This is a genomic window from Microcoleus sp. AS-A8, assembly GCA_039962225.1.
Lineage (GTDB): Bacteria > Cyanobacteriota > Cyanobacteriia > Cyanobacteriales > Coleofasciculaceae > Allocoleopsis.
The window spans coordinates 56,669-77,153 of record JAMPKV010000016.1 but is presented as its reverse complement, the minus strand read 5'-3'; the positions used below and the strand labels follow the sequence as shown (position 1 = coordinate 77,153).

Here is a 20,485-nt window from a genome sequence, read left to right as displayed (position 1 = left end):
ATAACTTACTCATTAGAATCCTGATCATTCTTTCTCAACCGCCTTCCCCGCTTTTGTAATTGCTTTAAATAGTCGTCTTCTTCTGCGGCTGGTACTTCAGCATCTTGAGGCGTTGGTGTCACTTCATTCTTCTCTATTTCTATCGGTTCAGCTTCTTCCCGAATGGGTATGATTTCATCTGGCTCTTTACCGGACTCAGAAGCATTATCAACTTCTCTATTTCTGCGGCGATTTTTTCGCAATTCTGCCGCTTTTTGCTGTAACTCGGCAAAAGATTCGGTTTCGGTAATTGCTGCTACCTGCTGCTGCTTTTTCTCTTCATCAATTTCGATATTCAGGACGAGTTTTTTCACTCCCTGATAGATAGCTTTCGCGTATCCTCTCTCGATTAAAACAACTGTGATTGCCGTTGCCACCAACCCGATCATGGGTGGTACTAGGGGTACCCACCCAGAATTCAGAAACAGAACGTAAGTGACTCCATATAATACCCCCACCCCGATTACGACTCCTAACCCAAACAGCCATAATCGTCGGATACGCCATGCCAAGAGTCCTCCCACTACTGACCAACCCAAAATCCACAGAATTTCGGATCCTTCCGACCAACACCACATCAAAGGGCGATTGTTTAAAACAGTGCTGAGAATTTGGCTAACATGCTGAGCATGAATCACAACCCCTGGCATTTTCTGGCTGTCTTGCAATCCTGCACTGTAAGGAGTGTAGAAATCGTCTTTGGCTATTGGGGTTGTATAGCCAATCAGAACAACGCGGTCTTTGATTAAAGATGGGTCGATTTTTCCATCGAGTACTTCACTCACAGAAACTTGCTTAACCGCATTCTTCGGTGAGCGGTAATTCAGCATGATTTGATAATCAGATGCCCCCGCATTGTGATAACTTCCAGCGTTATCTGTTAAGCGATGGAATACGGTTGAACCAATTTTGAGTTCCCCTTTTGGAGTCAGATCGGGTTGAATATTTTGCCCTTCTAAATACAGTAGAGCTAACTGAAAACCAAAGGAGGGAATTTGGTTTTCAGGATCGGGAATATTACACAGATGTTGAACCGGTGGTGCAACTTTAGGAGGGGTAGGCGTTGAAAGTAAGAGACTGCGGCGCAGGATTCCCCCTGCATCGATGGGTAAATCGGCAAAACCCACTCGTTCCTCGGTCACACCCAAAGCGGCGGGAACTCCTGGTTGGTCAACCGAACTCATTTTGCAGGCAGCAATAATGTTTTCGTCCTGCTTGAAGATTTTTTCTAAGGCAATCCGACCTTGGGGACTGCCTTGAGGAACATCTCTTAAGATATCTACGCCAATGGTTCGGGGTTGATATTCCTGTAATTTCGCCAACAGTTGAGCAAGGGTTTCGTCCTTGATCGGGTATTCTTTACGAGTTTGAATGTCTTGCTCCGTTACACCGACGACCAACAAGCGCTCATCTGGGCCTTGATCCGGACGCGATCGCATTAACTGGTCATAAGACCTTAATTCCATTCCCTCCAATGTGCCGAGCTGCCGCAATCCAACCACCACTCCGGCTACAACAACACTGGTTAAAATGACCGATCGACCAAAGGCTAATGCGCCTGTCGTTGTGCCGTTGTCGTTGGAAAACAAAGAGCGAATTTTTGTAACAAAATTGTTAAACATAATGAGCTTTGCATCCTCAAGAAAGGGAACCTATTGATTAGAAATTAATTTCGTGGCATAAATAAAATAATTAGTAATTAAAACTTTAAAAAATGCTCTGTTATCTGTCAAGATTTTGCTCAAATTTGCTCAAATTTAGGAGAGCATTATGGTTGTTGTCTGAGAAGTTAAGTAATGTTACTCACTAATGAGATAGTTGAGAATTTGGTCCAGAAAGTTTATAAATTCTTGTGAAGCGATTGAGGAACTTTACTGGAACTTAAGGAGTCTTTTTTGAAATCTTTTGTATCGTTGATTTTTTGCTCAATTTACCCCAGTAAGCTCTAGTTCTGGAAGTTACATCATGGTGATCCAATCTTATCCCCGACTCACGGTAGTTTCTCTTGCTTTATCTCTGGAGCTAGCGCTGAGCAGTATTTTGCCAGCTATAGCGATATCTCCCTCAACTCAGCAACAGCATTCAGAACCATCGCCCCAGTCAGTTCTCGCCCAGCGTCGCGCCCGTCTACGCTTCAAAGTACCCGGTATTCGTCCCTCCCGAAGATTAGAAGGGGGAGCTGCACGGGGGGGCTGCGGTATTGACGCTGCCGACAAAATTCAAATGAAAGCGTTGCTTCCGGATACTAACATTGGCTTAACAACCACAGGAAAACCCACATTCTTTTTTCAGATTTCTCCAACCTCTGTAGAGGAAGGCAAATTCCTTTTGCTCAATGCCAAAGATGATACGATTATTTATGAGCAAACCTTCCCACTCCCCAAGACGGGTGGAGTTAGGAGCTTTACTCTTCCCGCTGATGCTGAAGCCTTACAACCTGGAAAAGAATATACCTGGGAATTGGTAGCCAATTGTGACCCTGAAGATCAAAGAGGAAATCCCCGTGTGCAAGGGTCTATTAAACGCATCCCACCCAGTCAGAAACTGACAAGTGATTTAGCAAGGGCATCCTTGCGCGATCGGGCTGCTGTTTATGCCGAGGCTGGCTACTGGTACGATAGCTTAAAAACCATCGCTGACTTACGCTCTACTAATCCTAATGATTCCACTCTAATAAACGATTGGAACGATTTGTTAGAATCGGCTGGGTTAAGCAAACTTGCTAAAGAACCTTTACTTTAGTGATGAAGTATAAAGGATGAAGTCTGAAATTTAGAAGAGAGAGAATTTTTCACTCTTCATCCTTGACATTTCATTCTTGATGACAGCTATTTTAGCTTTCTAATTTGATTCACCCAGCGTCGTCGTTCAGGATGTTCTAAGCATAGAATATCCTCTAAAGACCAGTGAAAATGAAACGCAATAAAAGCTACCTCCTCGTCCAGTTGTTCTGAGGGGTAGCTTAAGATTCCCCCGACAGGGAAAGCTCCACACTAAAGGGGTTACTGCATTGCGGACACTCAACAGGAATATAAGCATTACCCTGTTGATTAATGCGATTGTAAAACTCTCGCAAGTAAGCTAAATCGCGAGTAAAAAGTTCTTCTAAAAGTTCAGGCGTTACTGAAGAGAGACTGCCTAAACGGATAATGACCCGCGAGAGCATCACCAACACCCCATAGGCTGAATCCCGCTGAACACGGGAGTCTTTTTGCACACTAATTTCATCTCTAGCGGTTGCCAGACGCATCACACCTTGGCGATGAACAGCCCCTTGGGCATCAACTAAGCCTCTGGGGAGAATAAAATTAAATTCTGTACGGATTGGATTTTCACTTCCCATGAAAATAAGCGTTTGAAGTTAGACGAGTTCTTCCCATCAAATATTAAATTCAGCTAACTTGTAAAGGTTCAGATGGAGGGGGAGTGGTTTCTGGTAGCCCAATCGTTTCCGGTTCCAGTTCATTAATCTGGCGATAAAATTTCTGGAGATAATTTAGGTCACAAGCAAAAAAGCCTTCGACAACGGCAGGATTAACTTCCTCTAAAGCGCCAAGGCGGACAATCACGCGGGACAAAATCAGGACGGTTGCGTAAGCGGGATTCGATTTAACACGGGGGTCACGCATGGGGACAATTTCATCCATTGCTCTGGCGAGACGCATCACCCCCTTACGGTGGAGGTTGCCCTCTCCATCGAGATAGCCCTTGGGTAAGGTAAATTCAAACTCAGTTTGCAACATTGTGTTTTATTTGACCCGCGTAAACTCCTCAACGGCTAATTCCATCTCTTCGATGGCAAAATCCTTGCCACCCGCCTTGACATCAGAAATTTTAAAAGTAGTCGGCCAACCCCCCAAAAATCGAAATCTTGCCTGCTCTTCACTTCCCTGGTTATAGATGACTAAATCGCCATTTTTACGTTGCTTTGACCAACCCCCTTGCTCAACTTCATTAAACCAGTTCCAAAGGGTGATTGAAGATGTCATGCCTCGGCGCAAAATCAAATTATTACTTTTGACATTGCCAGGAACTTTAGTCCGAACAACTCGACCCGCAGTAGTCCCAGCCTTGCCCCATTTTTGAGGAGTCACCTCACAAACTTCGATCACCTCTTGAGTCCGTTTGAAACCTTGGCACTCCATAAAATAAGCATCTACTGGTTCTACACTACCATCCAGTTTGAGTTCCAGGTAAAAACGATTAGTGGTGAGAATTTCTAATTCAGGCATGGTTCCCTCCCTGAGTCAGCTCATTGGCTTTTGAGCCTACTCATTTTAATTGTTGATACTCGCCTTTGAGGAAGCTCTAAGGGAGACAGCCTTGCACCTCCACTGCTACCAATCTATCCGGCAACCTGCCAGTTAGATAGGGCTATCGCAGCGAGGAGCAAGTCAATAAACTATTTGACACGGAGAATTGAATGGTATGCAAACTCTACCGTTTCTGTGGCTAGCTCTTTGCTAGATGGATCGAATTTTGACGATTTATAACTAATCGGCATTATCCCCGTCATATTCCAGCGAGCCGCCTCCTCACCCGCTTGGTTGTACAGAATCAGGGAACCCGTTTTAAGCTCCCCTTTGTTTTTCGACCCTCCTCCAGCAATTGCTTCAGAGTGCGACTCTTGATGCCATTTGACAAGTCTGTCGTCTTCAACAGAAGCAACATACACAGCAGTTATCGTCCCATTACTGACGCCAGTAACAGTAGCCTGAATCACACTTTTTCCTCCCTTGCTTACACCATAGGAGGTTGTATCCCCAGCAGACTCCAGCGTAATCTTTGGTCCAGTACAACTCTTCAACACTAAATCTTCTAGACCATCAAACTGGAGGTAAAACTTAGAACAAGCAAGAACTTCACCTTTAGCCATAGGTTATTGAACTCCTATTTAACTAACTACAGTTGGTTGTAATTGACTTAAGGGGCTATTTCACCCGATTCATTTGCTCGCAGACGATTTCATACTTCTCGACGACCAAGTCGGATTTGTCGGTAGCCAAATCGGCTAATTGATAGGACTTAATCCAAGCTTTAGTGATGTTCCAACGTGTTACTTCTTTATCGTCTGAATCGTAGCCGACAATTGAACCATCTCTACGGTTTCCGTTCCAGGCTCCGTCACCTCCATCACTTTTGGGCATAGTAGATTTCATCCAGTTGTAGAAATCCATGTCCCCTTCAGCGATATAAACTTCAATCGTGAAGTTGGGATTTTGCTCCCAACCTGCCGAGGTAGTTTGCCAAAGTGTCATTCCGTTTTTCGATGAAGCTAAAGGGGTTTTGTGACCAGCCGTTTGCCCCTTAAAGTTCAGCTCCGTTACACTCTTGACCATCTTCTGCTCAAGACCCTGAAATTCTACGTAAAACCTACTAGTAGGGATTGCTCTGAGTTCAGGCATTGTTCAACTCCTTGTAAACTCTATACACTAGCTAATTTTTGTTTTTTGACATTTCTTGTTGGTTAGAAGGTGTCAGGTTTGAGGAATTTGAAACCTGACACCGGACACCTGTTATTGGTCAGGAGACCACTGACTGATGCGGAAGATCACAAATTCAGCCGGTCGGACTGGACAGACACCAACTTCGATGTACAAACGACCCAGCATCATTGTCTCAGCGGTGTTAAGTTCCCCATCACACTTAACGAAAAAGGCTTCTGCTGGCGTAGAACCAAACAATGCACCTTCACGCCAAAGTCGCTCTAAGAAATTATTAACCGTCCGTTTCACCCGTTCCCATAAATCCATGTCGTTAGGCTCGAACACGACCCACTGAGTCCCCAACTCAATCGACTTCTCGATGTAGCTAATCAGTCGGCGGACACTGATATAACGCCATTCTGTCTTATCAGGTTCTACCAAGGTACGTGCCCCCCAGATGCGGATACCCCGGTTCGGGAAGGTGCGGATACAGTTAATGCCGATGGGGTTCAACAGCTCCTGTTCGCGGAAATTGCAGTCATAAGCCAGACCAATTACCCCACGAGGAGTTTCGTTAGCCGGTGCTTTGTAGACTCCGCGCGTTTCGTCAGTACGTGACCAAACTCCCAACATATGACCACAGGGAGGAACTAAAATCGGTCTGCCGCCATTACGAGGATTGGCAACTTTAATCCACGGATAGTAGAGTGCCGCAAACATCGAACGGCGGTTGAATTGATTTAACCACTGCACGACGTGCTGAGGCTTCACTTTATCCGGCGGCGTGTCGAGAACCACCATGCGGTTGGGCGGGTTGGGGGAGGAGTTTTCGCACAGGCTAATCATCAGCTCCATGATGCCGTGAACCTGCTCAATATCCAATACACCCGCTTCGTAGGCACGCATCAAGTCGGGACAGGCCAGCATGGTGATTTCGTCAATCTCGAAAATCCCTTGGATACCTGTACGATCATCCTGTACCCCCTGCACATCTTGTGGCAAACGCTCTGCTGTTGGCACGATGGGGGGAAGACTCACCTCATAGCGACCATTGGCGGGGCGTCGTGCTAAAGGTTGTCCAATTTGGGACATATCGGTAACAGCCACAAACTGAGACTCTTGAAGTGCCGTAGCGACATAATTGGCTACCCCAGGCTGAGCTTCCCGGTTCATGGTTAGATTCTCGTACCGTTCCAGTTCTTCCCCATCCCGACTCAGCACGACTGTAAAATATTCCCCGGTGTTGAAGGGGGCGTCTTCCTCTGGGTTTTCAGGGGGTATGGGTTCACCAGGAAGAATCGCCACATCGACTCGTCCATTTTCTACTTCTTCAGGCTGCATGGTGAACAGCAGCGCTGGACGGTTACCTCCCGATGTTTTAATCTTGAGTCCGGTTTCCTCTGGTGGGGGTGGCTCTGTACCCGGTAGTTGAGTGCCGATACTCACTATCCAACAGCGCCCTCCTCCATTTAAGAACCAGCCGTTGACAGCAAAGGGCAAGTAGGCATTGTAGTTTGTATAGCCATCCGAGCCTTGTTTTGCGAAATACTCCAGGTACTGGCTCCAGCTAGTGACTAGCATGGGTTTACCCACTTCGGCTTCACCGCGTATATCCTCGGTAAAGCCAACAAATCCAGCTATATTCGTTTGAATACCTTCAATTGGGCGGCTACCTCGGTCAATTTCTTCGACGTAGACACCAGGAGCAAAATAATCTAATCTCGCCATGAGTGGTCTTCCTGTGTTGGGTAATAGATGGGCAACGGGCAGGTTACAATCTTGCCTTTAGCTGGTCAGAGTCAATCACACCTCCTTGAAGGTAAAGTTCTGGATTAACAGGAGTGTCTGGAAGGGTGAAGGGTATTGTTACCGTCACGTACAAAGCCGGACGTAATGGCACACCCAACGCACTCCATAGCGCTGCTGTATCTGGGGCATGAGCTGTAGAAACAGTTAGTGATAAGTGACCGTGACCTCGTAACTCACAAGCAAGTAACTCCTCATTTAGGCAACGATGCTGCAACAGCAGCATTAATGCCTCTGACAGCAGACGCTGTTCCCCTAAGGCGGTATAGTCCCAGGCGCTGACTAGAAACGACACATCAAACCACAGGGTTGAGCCGTTCACTAGAGCCGCTTGCAGTTGACCTGGGTTATGGCTAGACTCTACCTGCCGCTCTAACTGCTGCACCTGGCTGTTTGCTCGTAGGTCATAGCAATATAGGTTTAGCCCTGGTTCCGCATTCTTTCGCCAACTAGGGTGATTGAAATCAATTTGCTCGGTACTGATTAGAGAAGTCCCCCCAGCCAGGATTTTTGCCAAGGTTTGGGCAACAGCAGGGATCATGAAACTGGGTTGGTAGACAGTACAGGATATAGATTAGATATACGCTGAACTTCTGGTTATTAGACTTTGGTCGAAATTTTAAAGAATTGTGTGATAACGGGTTACTGAGCGAAAGTTTGACTAAAGTAGAATTTTCTTCCTGATGTAGGTTGACTATTCGACACCTATTGGTAGGGGTTGTATACAGCTCTACATTCAACAGAAGGGACTCTAGGATCTCAATGTCAGGGAACTCAGCTATGAAGGGTAGTCAGCAACCATTGGCTCAAGAGGAGCAGCCATCGTCCTCCACAAGCTCTTCTCCCTGTACACCTCGCTCTCTGGATACGAGGCATGTCTTACAGCAGCAAATTCAACAGTTCGCGATCGCACTGCCAGTTGTAGCCACTTGGGTTGTTTACACCGACCCGGATCAGGACAAGCGCCAATCGCTTGTTCACTATACACCCAAGCCCGGTTCCTCTTATCCTGATTTAACAGACCTAGAATCAGAGGGATGGTTGTTCGAGTCCCTGCCCACCTTGACGCTAAGAGAAGTTTTAACACTCGATAGTAGTCTGAGGGCGTTTGGTTGTCTCTTGGATTTGTATCACTCCCAAGCTGAGTATTTGCTCTTATGGACAGATGCGCCTCTTTCTGATCATCAAAAACATTGGGCAGAGCAGCAAGCACAATTTTTGATGAACTATTTAGTGATGAGTCGAGAATGTTCTCGTCAACACACAGAAATTCAATTATTGGAGCAAGTCGTTCGACGGGCAGAACATCAGCTACGTAATCCCTTAGCCTTGATTAGTCTTTATGCAGAAAATTTAACGCTGGGTTCGCCTGCTGGTACGATGAAAGACCAAGCCAAGCTCATTGGTGAAACCGTCCATGATCTGAGTAGCAGCTTAACTGATTTGCTCTCCTGTGGACAGCAAGCCAAACTACATGTTGCCCCTCATGACTTGGAGAGCATTGTGCAAGAGAGTATTAAGGGATTGCAACCTTGGTCAGAGAAAAAACAGGTACAAATTGTCTGTGATGAAACGCCTGTTACCTTAGCGGTTGATCGCTGGCAGATGAAGCAAGTTTTTGACAATCTGCTCAGTAATGCGGTGTATTTCAGCCCGCAAGCCGGAAGGGTGACGTGCAATTGGATGGTGTTTCGAGATGAAGTCCTCGTTAATATTTCCGATCAAGGAGCAGGGCTTTCTGAAGAAGACCTGAAACAGGCGTTTACTCCCTTCTATACTCGGCGTCCAGGGGGGACAGGGTTAGGTTTAGCGATCGCAAAAAAAATCATTCTCGACCATAAGGGCAGCCTGTGGGTGCAAAACCTTTCCAGTGGTGGGGCACAGTTTTCCTTTTCCCTCCCTCGCTCCTAAACTTTTTACCCAACGGGACTGAGGGTTTTTTAGGCTCAGGCAATGGCTCTTAGATTCTTTGCATAAATGACCCAGGAGGAGGTGATAAGTTTTACAGTTACGGAGCTAGAAACCAACTTTTGCTAGAGTTCGACCAATGGTTTATCTCTGTAAAGTGGAAGAAAAGTGAGCAGCTCCCCTGTGAACAAGAGAGGTATCACTAATGACCACCCCTCAGCCGATTTCCATTCTGTTAGTGGATGATGACCAGCGCTTTCGCAAGGGATTACAAACCTTGCTTGACTTTTACAACAATAACGGGGCGTTTCGATTTGAGATCGTCGGTGAAGCCGCCTCGGTGGAGCAAGCACTCAAGTTGGCAGTGGAGCAACATCCAGCTTTGATTCTGCTCGATCTGGAGATACCTCCCAGTGATGGAATAACAGCACTGCTCCGTCTAGGAGAGTTGTCTTACAAAGGTAAAGTCCTCATTTTGTCAGCTCACCGAGAAGACGAATGGGTGTTTCGGGCGATGCAGGCCGGAGCTCATGGCTATGTATTTAAAGACCGGATTGCCAGTCAGTTGTGTGAAGCGATCGCAACCGTCATGAATCATGAAATCTATCTGGCTCCAGAAGTTGCTACGCACTTTTTCCGACTGTTTCACTTCTATTCGGGACGTTCGCTTCAGGCTTGTGAATCCATTCACTTAACCGAACGGGAGCGGGAAGTCTTACACTGGTTAGTCCAGGGAGCGTCTAACGAACAAATCGCTGAACATCTTTACATTACCGTTGCTACCGTTAAAGCTCATCTAACTGCCATCTTTGAAAAACTAAAAGTCACCAGCCGGACTCAGGCCATTGTCAAAGCCTTAAAACTGGGTTTGGTTTGTGCTTAATGGCACGTCCTGTGATATTGGAACACTATGACGAAAATCCTTACCCTGAAAGAAGTCCGGCGAGGAAGTGGGTCGGTTCAACCAGCCAATCACTCGCCTAAATCGGTTTCAACAGCGCGGCTTCATCTTTCCTCCTGAACCCCGAACAGCCATGAGTAATTATTTGGCGATCGCCACAGTAACCGCAACCTTGCAAAGAACCTTGCAGGCAACTGTACAGGTAGACGTAGATGGCGCAAGGGTAACAACCGTTCGCCCCGATAGTGTCGGGAGTGGTACGCCAGAAACCGGGGTTAACCTTTATCTGTACAACGTTGCTCACAATCCGGCTTGGGGCAATGCGGATCTACGCACCCGTAACTCAGATCGAGAATTCCTCAAGCGCCCGTTAGTGGCACTAGACCTGCACTACCTAATTAGTTGTTATGGTAATGAAAATGAGTTGGAACCCCAACGCCTGATGGGTAGTGTTGTTCGCACGTTCCATGCTCGTTCCGTCTTGACACGGGAAGTTATTGAGGACACAGTAGCCGACTCCACCTATAGTTACCTAGCGGATTCTAACCTGGCAGATCAGGTGGAGACGGTAAAATTAATCCCCTTATCCCTTTCGATGGATGAGTTATCTAATTTATGGTCTGTGTTTTTGCAGACGCCGCACTCTCTATCCGTGGCTTACGAGGCCAGGGTTGTCTTGATTGAAAGCGACGATATCCCTCAAAGAGCCTTACCCGTGCGCGAACGCCGATTTTTTGCCGCGCCGAATCAGCCCCAGATCGAACAAGTCATCCCTCAGGCGGGGAGGCTTCAGCCGATTTTGGCGGATAGTACATTAATTATCCAAGGTCAGCGGTTGCAGAGTAACATCACACTTTTAAGTATTGGTGGGGTGAAAATAACGCCCCAGCAAGTCAGTACAAACCAAATCGTCTTACCCCTTTCCTTGCTGCCTCAGGGTTCGTTACGAGCGGGTGTGCAAAGCTTACAGGTGATTCATCCTAGACCAACCGTTACACCGATGGGACGTAATGCGAGAGTCCCTTCCCAGGAGATACGCGGCATTGAATCGAATGTAGCCGCTTTTGTAGTGCGCCCGACTGTTCGGGACACCAGCCTCTCAAACTTAGACGAGACTGCCGATGACTTACGTACCGCTCAAGTGACGGTGGAAATTGATCTGCCGATCGCAAAAACGCAGCGAGTGGTATTGCTGCTTAACGAACGCTCCATTACAAAACCCGCCGCTTATCTCTTTGATGCCTTACCCCGAACAGAGGACACTAACTCAATCACATTTTCCCTCTATGATGTAAAACCTGGAGAGTATCTCGTGCGTGTACAGGTGGACGGTGCCGAAAGTTTACTGAATGTGGATACCAACTCCAATAGTCCGACCTTTGAACAATATATTGGCCCTACCGTAGTCATCCCATGAAGGGTAACACCAAGAACAATTGGCACGAAGCGAACCAGCAGTCTTTAATGACAGCACTGGCTGAGGTGCGTGAGGCATTAAAGGCCAAAGTTAAGGGAGAGGGAGACACGGAGAATTTTTCAACCTCTGCTCCTGTCTCATCGGCTCCAGCATTAGATCAAGTCTGTACGACCTTTGGCTTGTCGTTGTTTGAGCGGGATGTACTGCTGCTGTGCGCTGGGATGGATTTAGATAGCAATTGGGCTTCTTTGTGTGCAGAGGCTCAGGGTGACTCCAAAAAAAATTATCCTACCTTGAGTTTGGCTTTGGCGGTGTTGCGAGAACCGTGTTGGAATGCCCTGACTCCGGCTGCCCCCCTGCGGCGGTGGCGGCTGATTGAATTGGGGACTAGCACTGCTCTCACGACTGCGCCTTTACGGCTGGACGAGCGAATCTTGCACTATCTGGCGGGGGTTCCGCATCTGGATGAGCGGTTGATGGGGATTGTGGAGTCGGTGCGCGTTCCGAGTTCTCTGATCGAGTCGCAGCGGCAGCTAGCTGAGCAGTTAGCCGCAACCTGGCGGCAGGCATCGGATGTACAGGCTTTACCGATTGTGCAGTTGTGCGGGGATGAGCTGGCGAGTAAACGCGCGATCGCTGCTGCTGCCTGTAGTCTGTTAGGGTTCAATTTGGATGCCATATCGGCTCATGCTATCCCCACTAGCAGCAATGAACTCTATCAACTGTTCCAGCTATGGCGGCGAGAAGCCGCTTTGAGCAAGTCAGTTCTCCTGCTGGATTGTGATGATACCAATACAACAGATACGGCACGAGAAGATGCGATCGCACTTTTTATCGAGCGGATTAGTAGTCCACTGATTGTCACAACTCGCGATCGACGCCCCCCAAAACAACGCCCTATGGTGACGTTTGATGTCCATAAACCCACAACAAACGAACAGCGTGCGATCTGGAACCAGGCTTTGGGCGAAAACGTTTCAGAGCTAAATGGGCTAGTCGATACCTTAGTGTCACAGTTCAATCTCAATACGCCTGGAATTCATGCCGCTAGTGTTCAGGCAATGGGGAAATGGAACACACAGGAGACGGGACGCCAGGAAGACGAAGGGAACGCGAGTGATGCTCAACCTGAGAGTCAACACTCAGCCCTCAGTACGCTTTTGTGGGATACCTGCCGAGCTCAAGCTCGACCTCAGTTGAATGACTTAGCGCAACATATCGAATCTTCTGCCAGTTGGAATGATTTGGTGTTACCAGAAAGAGAGCGCCAGATTCTGCGCGACATCGCCGCCCATGTCCGTCAACGGGCTAAGGTGTACGAAGGTTGGGGCTTTGCGGGGAAAGGTGGACGAGGTTTAGGCATCAGTGCTTTGTTTGCGGGTGCTAGCGGTACGGGTAAGACGATGGCGGCGGATGTGCTGGCGGAGGAATTGCGGCTTGACCTTTACCGCATTGACTTAAGTTCGGTGGTGAGTAAGTATATCGGCGAGACGGAGAAGAATCTTCGCCGTGTGTTTGACGCCGCTGAAGGAGGTGGGACAATCTTACTGTTCGATGAAGCGGATGCCTTGTTTGGCAAACGCTCTGATGTCAAAGATTCCCACGATCGCTACGCCAATATGGAAGTGAGCTACTTGTTACAGCGCATGGAAGCTTACCGAGGTTTGGCGATTCTCACAACTAACTTGAAGGATGCATTAGATACGGCCTTTCTGCGCCGCATCCGTTTCATTGTCCGCTTCCCCTTCCCAGACGCTACCCAGCGAGCAGAGATTTGGCAGCGCATTTTTCCCCGTCAGACGCCAACGCAGGATTTAGATGTGAAGAAGCTCGCGAAACTCAATGTTGCGGGGGGAAATATTCGTAATATTGCCCTCAATGCTGCCTTCTTAGCGGCGGATGCTGACGAGCCGGTGGGGATGAAACATTTGTTGCAGTCGGCTCAAAGTGAATACATGAAGTTGGAAAGACCCCTAACCGATGTTGAAGTGAAAGGGTGGGTTTAACACCCTGCTCCTAGTGCAAAAAGGCAGTTCGTGTAGCGTTCTCCGTAGGAGTAGGCAGGAGGCAGAAGGCAGGAGGCAGGAGGCAGGAGGCAGAAGTAAAGAAAAATTCTACAGTAACCTTATTAAGCTTTTTAAACTGGATAGTTATTTCCGCCACGCTCAACTATAGCCCTTGTCGATTGGATGCCATACATTCTGACCTCTCTCCTACTCTATGAGTGAGGTTTTGATTCTTCTGATGTACACCCGCGTAACTGAGTACTTCTATCGTTACTCATTGGAGTAAAGTTTTTTTGATTGAAGCAGCAGTCTCTTCTGGTTTTCCAGAGGAGGGAAACAATAAAACACTCTTGATTTTTGGGTTATCCACTAATTCTTTTAAGCGAGACAACTGCTGATCTGAAATCGCTACTCCCTCATATTTTTCGGCATAATCTAGCTCTTGGGTAAAATTAGCATCGTTATAAGTTTGAATGAAGACTCGATCGACATTCCAATTTGACCAATCAGCGGCGAAATAACGTTTGCCCCAATAAGGATTATGATGGCAAAGGTCGAAACTAACCTTTGGGTTAGCTGTCTTTATGTCAGCTCTCATTTGTTGCACAAAATTAGTCAAACCGGTCGTGCGATCGACCTTGCCGGGTAAGTCAGCATGATAACCCAGGTAATCATCCCACTGAACTGCATCGATGGTGGGATACTTTTGGACAAACTCTACTGAGATTTTTCTGAATAAATTAGCAACCTCTGGAATCTCTACATCCAGTACATAATGATCGATGCCAGCGTAGGTTTTATCGACCCCAGGCACAATCCATCGTTTAGAGATTGCCTCATCAAAGATGGGGCTATTTTTATCGATTTTAATCCCTTTCTCAAAATAGGCATGAACTTGCATTCCCTGCTTGTGCGCCTCATCAATCAACCAATCTAACCATTTCTCTTGAAATTGGTTGGGACAACTTTTGTATCCGAATGTTTGCTGCATGACTTCGCTGTTATACATCGTGCAGCCATTACCCCAGACTCCATGAATAATTGTATTTATTCCTTGAGAACGATAATAACGAACTCGTTCGCGAATCATTCGTTCATTAGCATTATTGGTCGCTTGATACCGACTTAAATAAATTCCCCTGATTGCCTTTTTCTCCCAAGGAGTTTCGGGGGATGGTGATTTATTGAGGGTTACGGATGAGGGTGGAACGGCTGGCTTGGTTGCTGGTGTCTTAGTCGGAATCACTGGCTCCAAGGGAGAATTGGCAATCTGTACTTGCTGCGTCGGTGCAGGAGCCAAATTAGGAGGGGTTGGTTGTTGATTATTTTGTTGATTATTAGGCAAAATTTTGCTGATGCCTAGCTTATCTATAGGCAAAATTTTGCTGATGCCTAGCTTATCTATAGACAAAAATTGGCTGATACCTAGCTTATCTAGATTGCGAAAGCCCCAATAACCAACACCTACCAAAACTAGGATTAATGAAATTGGTATACTTCCACATCCGCATCCATTGTTTTCTTTTTTAGGTGGCATGGCAACAAAGCGTGATTGTTCAACTTGGACAGCAACTCTCTTTACTGGATTGGGGCAAACTCTAGTAACCGATACTCTTGAAGTGCTCAGGAATAATTTCGGGCAAAAGGTGCTGCATCAAGCAACTTCACTTTGCGATCGCGCAATTCCGCACACAGACGGAAAAAAGTCTGGGCAACCACGGGCGGAGCTTTAGTGAGGAGATTGCCCCTACAGGTGGCGTTCGTGCGTAAGTCCTGATGTGTTAATTTTTATTCGCCTTTCGGCTACTAGTTTGGGGGGGATAATCCACACTAGTGCAGCATGGCGGAAATAACTATCCAGTTGAAAAAGCTTAAAAAGCTTACTGTATAAACTTTCTTTCCTTCTGCCTCCTGTCCTCACTAAAGCTCCGGTCTTCCTTCTGCCTTCTTGTACTAGTATGGACATCATGGCTCTAGGCTGAGAGGCAACGTTGGCGATGGATACCCGACTGCAAAACCAGGCGAAAACTGCTTCAGCGCCCTCCGTTTCGCCTGTACAGACGGGCTTATTCCAGCCGCGTCCTTTTGCTGACTCCGAGCAAGAGGCGGCTGAAGCGAGTGACTCATTCCACCAGTCACCTGACCGACAAACCCAACTGGAACCCACTTCACACTTCGGTCACAACTTTGGTCGAGTACAGGTACAGACCAATACACCATCATCCATCCAAGCGCAGCTGGTCAACAGACAGCCAGAAGAGCAGCAGGACGAAGAGGAAGCTAATGAGATAGCAGAGCCACTCAAGATGATGGCTCCACCTGTGGGCGAGCCAATTGAACGGGAATCCTCACAAGAGTCAATTCAGATGATGCCCCAACTGAGTTGGCTCACTCCGGCTATTCAACGCCAAGAGCAGGAAGAAGAATCGATTCAGATGATGCCTCAACTGGGGTTGTTTGCTCCGGTTATTCAACGCCAAGAGCAGGAAGAAGAGCCGATTCAGACGATGCCCCAGTGGGGTATGTTGCAACGATCGCCCCAAGAGGAAGACGATTTACCCATGCAAATGATGCCTCAATGGGGTGTCATCCAACGCCAGAATTCGGAGGGGGAAGAAGAGCCGATTCAAATGAAATGGCTTCAGGCTAAGCTTGTTGTCGGAGCTCCAGGGGATAAGTACGAGCAGGAAGCAGACTCGGTAGCAGCTCAGGTGATGTCCATGAGCGTACCATCGACTAATTCCGTGCCAATTCAGCGGCAAGGAGAGGGAGAAGAGGAAGAGACAGAGCCACTGGTGCAAAGGTCGCCTTTGGCAGCTTCTATCACTCCCTTAGTTCAGCGCCAAACTGAGGAGCAAGAGGAAGCGATTCAAACCAAGTCGTTGCAGCAACGGGGGGTAAAGGGTAACGCTGAGGCGGGTAGTGATGTAGAGAGTCAGCTTAATCAGAGTAAGGGCGGAGGTAGTCCTTTACCGGATGAAGTGCGATCGTTCATGGAGCCTCGCTTCGGTACTGATTTTAGTCAGGTGCGGGTGCATACTGACTCGACGGCTGTCCAGATGAACAAGGATTTGCGTGCTCAGGCGTTTGCTCATGGCAGTGATATTTACTATGGTGCGGGGAAATCTGCGGCTAAGGATGACTTGACGGCTCATGAGTTGACCCATGTGGTGCAGCAGACGGGTGCTAAGACGCTCCAGCGAAAGCCAATTGCCAGCCTACAGTCGAATAAAGAAACTCTTCAAGCTAAGAAAATTCCCGATCGCCAAGCCGAAATTACCCAAAACAAGCAGCCGGGAGTAAGCTCAGGCATAGGGTGGCTTATCCAAGCTAAAGCCGACCCCGGTCAGATTTTAGAACAGCTAAAAAATACACCACCAACCAGTGCCCCGGCGGGATACGACCAAGCGCAAGCGGCTTCGGCTGGGGCGTTGGAGGCACAAAAGCAAGAACTCCAACAAAGCTTACCTAAAATTCCAGCACCGACAGGGTTGCCAGCCCATAAATCTGGGTCTAAAGAAACTCAAGCCAAAGGAATGGCGGCTAGTGGAAATAAGGAAACTTCTGCTGCGGGAGCGACAAAAGATAAATCTGGTCAAGCTGCAAAGGCATCTAAAATCGAGGTCAAAGAAGCACCTCCGCCTCGCCCGATAAAACCTACACAATTAGCTGGTGGAAATGGCGGAAAACCAGCCGCCGGGAATAGCGATGCCAAAACTGAGCAAACCGGGAACTCTGATCCACAGCTAAGTCAAAGCGCTCAAAAAGAACTGGCAAGCGTTCGACTGGATACTAGTCAAGTTAGCACTACGATGGGAGCCAAGCCTACAGTTGATCTGACGGGTGAAGCTAACCCTTCACAAATGGATTCAGAGCAACGCGAATCCAGCAAGCAAGTGAGTGCGGCTAAGGCAGAAGCTGCCAAAGCAATTAACAAAGACTTTGGTGAGAATAATATCTTCCCTGAAGATAGCAAGGAAACACTTCAGGCAACTAAAGCCCTCTCAGCAGCACAGGCTCCTGCGGGCAAGAAAGGCAAAGTGCCTGTGGTTCCTGGTGAGGTCATGGGTAGTCTTAATCAATCCTTATCTCCAGTCCTGAAAGAACGTATTGGCGCAGAACAGCAAAAATACACCGTTGGCAAGCAGAAGTTTGATAAAGATACCACCCAAGCCAAGAAAGATTCGGATAAAGAAATTGCCAAACTGAATCAAGAAACCAGCCAAAAACAATTAGAGGAACAGAAGCAGGCGAAGGCGGAGGTGCAAGCCTCCAAACAGGAGTGGCAGACAGAACTTACCAAAGCTGAGAAGGACTATCAAGACAAAGCTGGGAAAGCAACTCAAGACCAAAAGAAAAAAATTGACCAGGAGAAACAGAAAGGAGAACAAGACGCTGCCAAGCACATAGAAGACGCTGAACAGAAAGCGGAACAAGAAAAGCAAAAAGCTGAAAACGAAGCCAGTCAGAAAAAAGAAGAAAAGAGCAAAGAGTCTGGCGGTTTCTGGGGCTGGGTTGCATCGGCAGCTACTGCCATCATTGATGGCCTCAAACAAGCCGTCAACTTCATTTACGATAATTTGCGGAAAGCGGTCAAATTCATATTCGAGCAGGCCAAGAAATTGGCAATGGCTGCTATCGATTTGGCACGCAAGGCGATTGTTGGGTTAATCGAGGGTTTGGGAACTATTCTCAAAGGGCTGGTCAATATCGTCTTTGCTGCGTTCCCAGAGATAGCCAAGAAAATCAACAGCAAAATTGATAAAGCGGTTAACAAAGCTGTAAACGCAGTCAACACAGCCGCAGATTTGTTGAAGAAAGGTGTTGCCGCTGCTCTGGATTTCCTGGCGAATGCGTTAGATTCCTTGCTGGCAGCTATCCAATCGCTCTACAACGCTGTTTTCGATGCGATCGGCGCAATTATTGAGGGTGTCAGGAAACTCTTGGAGGGGTTGGGTAACTTGGTAGAAGCGGCGCAGCAGATGCCTGGTCACTTCATGGGGCAGCTATCTGAGGAAGTCCTGGGAATGGATCTGTCGCAGCCATTGGCGTTTGAGCGTTCTAAGGAAGACTGTGCCAAGTGCGATATGCCAGCAACGGCGAAGGGCGGCGATGCTACGGCAGCTACGGCAAAGGGCGGCGACGACAACGCGGCGCTGTTGAACAAGACTCAGTTTACAGAAGATGACTTTGCTGTAGACCAGGTTGCGCCGTTTGATGTAGACCCGGAATTCGTCGCTTCGCTGAATCTTCAGGAGGGTGGAGAGGTTGAGTTTGGTGAGTCGAACGACCCAGCGAACTCGATGGAGGCAATTAAGGCAGAACTGGGTGGAGGAGAGACAGAGGGTGATGTACCCGCTGGTGCTGTCGCAGAGGGTGAAAAGGCTGCTGGCGGGTGCTGCGATGATGAACAAAGTGCCGAAGCCAAACTCCAAGAGATGATGGGACAAAAGCCCGAAGGTGCCGAGGCAACCCAGAAGCAAGGTCAGCCAGCCAAGGAGGGCGATATTCCCGCCAGCATGAAGACCATTGGGCCGCTCACGGTGGGGCAGCGAGCGCGGTATATGGCAAACCAAATGATGGAGGGTGTCAAGCAGTGGTTCTCTGCTAACTGGCCCGCTTTACTGGCAGGTGCGATCGCAGCGCTGGCGGCGTTTGTTGGTCTTAACATCTTGACGGGCGGTGCAATTACAGCCGCACTACCACCCCTGATGCAGGTATTTAGCGTTGTCATGGGCGGCGTGGCACTAGCAAATATCGCGGGTCATGTTGGTAGTTACTTGAGCCAGGGTTGGGCGGGTAATATTGGTGGGGCTGCTAAGAGTCTGGCTCGTGGTTTGGCTGCTGGTGCGGTTGAGTTAGTCTTCGCCCTGCTGTTCAATGCTGGTGCTGTCATCAAAGCGCTCAAGGGTGGTCTCAAGGGAACCGTGAAGGCTGTGAAAGGAGCAGTTAAGAACACGGTCAAGACGACTGTCAAGAGTGTTAAGGAGTTGGGTCAGATTGGTCTCAAGGGAGCGAAGACGGCTCTCAAGAATGGCAAGATTATGCTCCAGGGGGTCAAAGGCGGGTTCGCTAAGGGTGCGAAGTCGCTGGATGATCTGGCAAGGCAGCTAGTGGGCAAGTTGCGTTTCAATAAGTTCAAGATTCGACTACAGGGACGCAGAATCAAGCTTTTGGGGCATATAAATCCTTGGGTTTTGTTAGGGGATGGCTCTGTCGATTTTGTTGAGTCCACAAAGTTGGGACCAAAAGGAAGCCGCCGTCCGAAAGTTGGCGAAGTTGTCAAGGTTAACGGAGAGGATGCGATAGTTGTCGGCGGTTTCAAAAACAAGCCAAGTAAGGCTGTAAAAGAGTTGCTTGATAAGGCTGGTGAACCCTTCGGACAGAAAACGAACCAGGTTTTGTTTGAGCGTCTCCAAGGTCTAAGTCCAGAAGAGATCAGAAAACTTACGACGGAGTGGTTCCAGCCACTGGGTAAGAAGTCGGTAGTTATCGACACGAACACGGCCATTGCTTTGAACAAGCGGGCACTAGATCCATCCTCCTTACAGCAAGGGGAGAAGGCTTTGTTAAAGCGTATCGATGCATTAGAAGATATAGAAATTCGGATAGGAGACGTTGCTGTAGGAGAGGTGAAGACCGGAACAGTCCAATGGAAAGGATTGCCTTTAAGTGTCACTCGTACTAGTCAAGATTACAAGGATCTTCTAGATGTGCTTGAAAATCCTAGTCATTTGGTAGGACGTGGCAAGGGGGTCAACGATCGGTTGATTGTAGCTGACACCTTCTTCTCAAAGACCAAACCAGGTGTTAAGCCTACGTTTACCACCCATGACCCAGGAATATATAACAACCTTTTGAGGATCAAGGGGGAGCTTCCTGAAAAGCTAGGGAAGCCTGTACCCCAGGTATATGCTGATGGTTTCGATGTAACTATTAATGGGAGAACTATTCGAGTCCTCCCACTTCCGAAGGTATAAGT

Annotated in this window: 15 protein-coding genes; 6 read left to right on the top strand and 9 right to left on the bottom strand. The window is 48.0% G+C overall.

The window, feature by feature from the left end:
• Positions 1–5: 5 nt before the first annotated feature.
• The gene (locus tag NDI48_22930) at positions 6–1,661 is read right to left on the bottom strand and encodes a CHASE2 domain-containing protein (GenBank protein ID MEP0834023.1); all 1,656 of its coding nucleotides are present in this window, start codon (positions 1,659–1,661) and stop codon (positions 6–8) included.
• Between the two features lie 343 nt (positions 1,662–2,004).
• Here NDI48_22930 and NDI48_22925 point away from each other — a divergent pair, with 343 nt between their 5' ends.
• Entirely contained in the window at positions 2,005–2,781 is a 777-nt protein-coding gene (locus tag NDI48_22925; protein MEP0834022.1) for a DUF928 domain-containing protein, read from the top strand.
• Positions 2,782–3,001: 220 nt separating this feature from the next.
• On the opposite strand, the gene NDI48_22920 is transcribed toward NDI48_22925, so the two are convergent.
• From NDI48_22920 to NDI48_22890, 7 genes are all read right to left on the bottom strand, one after another.
• On the bottom strand, positions 3,002–3,382 hold the full coding sequence (locus tag NDI48_22920; GenBank protein ID MEP0834021.1) for a phage tail assembly protein: 381 nt from the start codon (positions 3,380–3,382) through the stop codon (positions 3,002–3,004).
• Between the two features lie 49 nt (positions 3,383–3,431).
• A complete protein-coding gene (locus NDI48_22915) occupies positions 3,432–3,782 on the bottom strand; it encodes a hypothetical protein (protein MEP0834020.1) in 351 nt (116 codons plus the stop codon).
• 6 nt (positions 3,783–3,788) lie between these two features.
• On the bottom strand, positions 3,789–4,271 hold the full coding sequence (locus NDI48_22910) for a phage tail protein (GenBank protein MEP0834019.1): 483 nt from the start codon (positions 4,269–4,271) through the stop codon (positions 3,789–3,791).
• A 170-nt stretch (positions 4,272–4,441) separates the two neighbouring features.
• Positions 4,442–4,915, bottom strand: coding sequence for a phage tail protein (locus tag NDI48_22905; GenBank protein ID MEP0834018.1), 474 nt, complete (start codon positions 4,913–4,915; stop codon positions 4,442–4,444).
• 55 nt (positions 4,916–4,970) lie between these two features.
• Positions 4,971–5,444, bottom strand: a complete 474-nt coding sequence (locus NDI48_22900) for a phage tail protein (GenBank protein ID MEP0834017.1) — start codon at positions 5,442–5,444, stop codon at positions 4,971–4,973.
• 111 nt (positions 5,445–5,555) lie between these two features.
• A complete protein-coding gene (locus NDI48_22895) occupies positions 5,556–7,193 on the bottom strand; it encodes a phage tail sheath subtilisin-like domain-containing protein (GenBank protein ID MEP0834016.1) in 1,638 nt (545 codons plus the stop codon).
• Between the two features lie 43 nt (positions 7,194–7,236).
• Positions 7,237–7,812 (bottom strand): DUF4255 domain-containing protein, encoded by a 576-nt coding sequence (locus tag NDI48_22890; GenBank protein ID MEP0834015.1) that lies wholly within the window; start codon positions 7,810–7,812, stop codon positions 7,237–7,239.
• Positions 7,813–8,051: 239 nt separating this feature from the next.
• Here NDI48_22890 and NDI48_22885 point away from each other — a divergent pair, with 239 nt between their 5' ends.
• From NDI48_22885 to NDI48_22870, 4 genes are all read left to right on the top strand, one after another.
• Entirely contained in the window at positions 8,052–9,182 is a 1,131-nt protein-coding gene (locus NDI48_22885) for a HAMP domain-containing histidine kinase (GenBank protein MEP0834014.1), read from the top strand.
• 202 nt (positions 9,183–9,384) lie between these two features.
• Positions 9,385–10,062: a response regulator transcription factor gene (locus NDI48_22880; GenBank protein ID MEP0834013.1), complete on the top strand. Its 678-nt coding sequence runs from the start codon at positions 9,385–9,387 to the stop codon at positions 10,060–10,062.
• 67 nt (positions 10,063–10,129) lie between these two features.
• Positions 10,130–11,497 (top strand): DUF4255 domain-containing protein, encoded by a 1,368-nt coding sequence (locus NDI48_22875; GenBank protein MEP0834012.1) that lies wholly within the window; start codon positions 10,130–10,132, stop codon positions 11,495–11,497.
• Entirely contained in the window at positions 11,494–13,503 is a 2,010-nt protein-coding gene (locus NDI48_22870; GenBank protein ID MEP0834011.1) for an ATP-binding protein, read from the top strand. The genes NDI48_22875 and NDI48_22870 overlap by 4 nt, the downstream gene beginning before the upstream one ends.
• Before the next feature lie 274 nt (positions 13,504–13,777).
• Here the strand turns inward: NDI48_22870 and NDI48_22865 are convergent, their stop codons facing one another.
• A complete protein-coding gene (locus tag NDI48_22865; protein ID MEP0834010.1) occupies positions 13,778–15,040 on the bottom strand; it encodes a family 10 glycosylhydrolase in 1,263 nt (420 codons plus the stop codon).
• Between the two features lie 460 nt (positions 15,041–15,500).
• Between NDI48_22865 and NDI48_22860 the strand changes: the two genes are divergently transcribed.
• Positions 15,501–20,483, top strand: coding sequence for a DUF4157 domain-containing protein (locus NDI48_22860; GenBank protein MEP0834009.1), 4,983 nt, complete (start codon positions 15,501–15,503; stop codon positions 20,481–20,483).
• Positions 20,484–20,485: the final 2 nt, after the last annotated feature.

Excerpts from the sequence above, each read along its gene's own strand:
- NDI48_22930 (MEP0834023.1), bottom strand. The coding sequence starts at position 1,661 with ATGTTTAACAATTTTGTTACAAAAATTCGCTCTTTGTTTTCCAACGAC.
- NDI48_22925 (MEP0834022.1), top strand. The coding sequence starts at position 2,005 with ATGGTGATCCAATCTTATCCCCGACTCACGGTAGTTTCTCTTGCTTTA.
- NDI48_22920 (MEP0834021.1), bottom strand. The coding sequence starts at position 3,382 with ATGGGAAGTGAAAATCCAATCCGTACAGAATTTAATTTTATTCTCCCC.
- NDI48_22915 (MEP0834020.1), bottom strand. The coding sequence starts at position 3,782 with ATGTTGCAAACTGAGTTTGAATTTACCTTACCCAAGGGCTATCTCGAT.
- NDI48_22910 (MEP0834019.1), bottom strand. The coding sequence starts at position 4,271 with ATGCCTGAATTAGAAATTCTCACCACTAATCGTTTTTACCTGGAACTC.
- NDI48_22905 (MEP0834018.1), bottom strand. The coding sequence starts at position 4,915 with ATGGCTAAAGGTGAAGTTCTTGCTTGTTCTAAGTTTTACCTCCAGTTT.
- NDI48_22900 (MEP0834017.1), bottom strand. The coding sequence starts at position 5,444 with ATGCCTGAACTCAGAGCAATCCCTACTAGTAGGTTTTACGTAGAATTT.
- NDI48_22895 (MEP0834016.1), bottom strand. The coding sequence starts at position 7,193 with ATGGCGAGATTAGATTATTTTGCTCCTGGTGTCTACGTCGAAGAAATT.
- NDI48_22890 (MEP0834015.1), bottom strand. The coding sequence starts at position 7,812 with ATGATCCCTGCTGTTGCCCAAACCTTGGCAAAAATCCTGGCTGGGGGG.
- NDI48_22885 (MEP0834014.1), top strand. The coding sequence starts at position 8,052 with ATGAAGGGTAGTCAGCAACCATTGGCTCAAGAGGAGCAGCCATCGTCC.
- NDI48_22880 (MEP0834013.1), top strand. The coding sequence starts at position 9,385 with ATGACCACCCCTCAGCCGATTTCCATTCTGTTAGTGGATGATGACCAG.
- NDI48_22870 (MEP0834011.1), top strand. The coding sequence starts at position 11,494 with ATGAAGGGTAACACCAAGAACAATTGGCACGAAGCGAACCAGCAGTCT.
- NDI48_22865 (MEP0834010.1), bottom strand. The coding sequence starts at position 15,040 with ATGCCACCTAAAAAAGAAAACAATGGATGCGGATGTGGAAGTATACCA.
- NDI48_22860 (MEP0834009.1), top strand. The coding sequence starts at position 15,501 with ATGGATACCCGACTGCAAAACCAGGCGAAAACTGCTTCAGCGCCCTCC.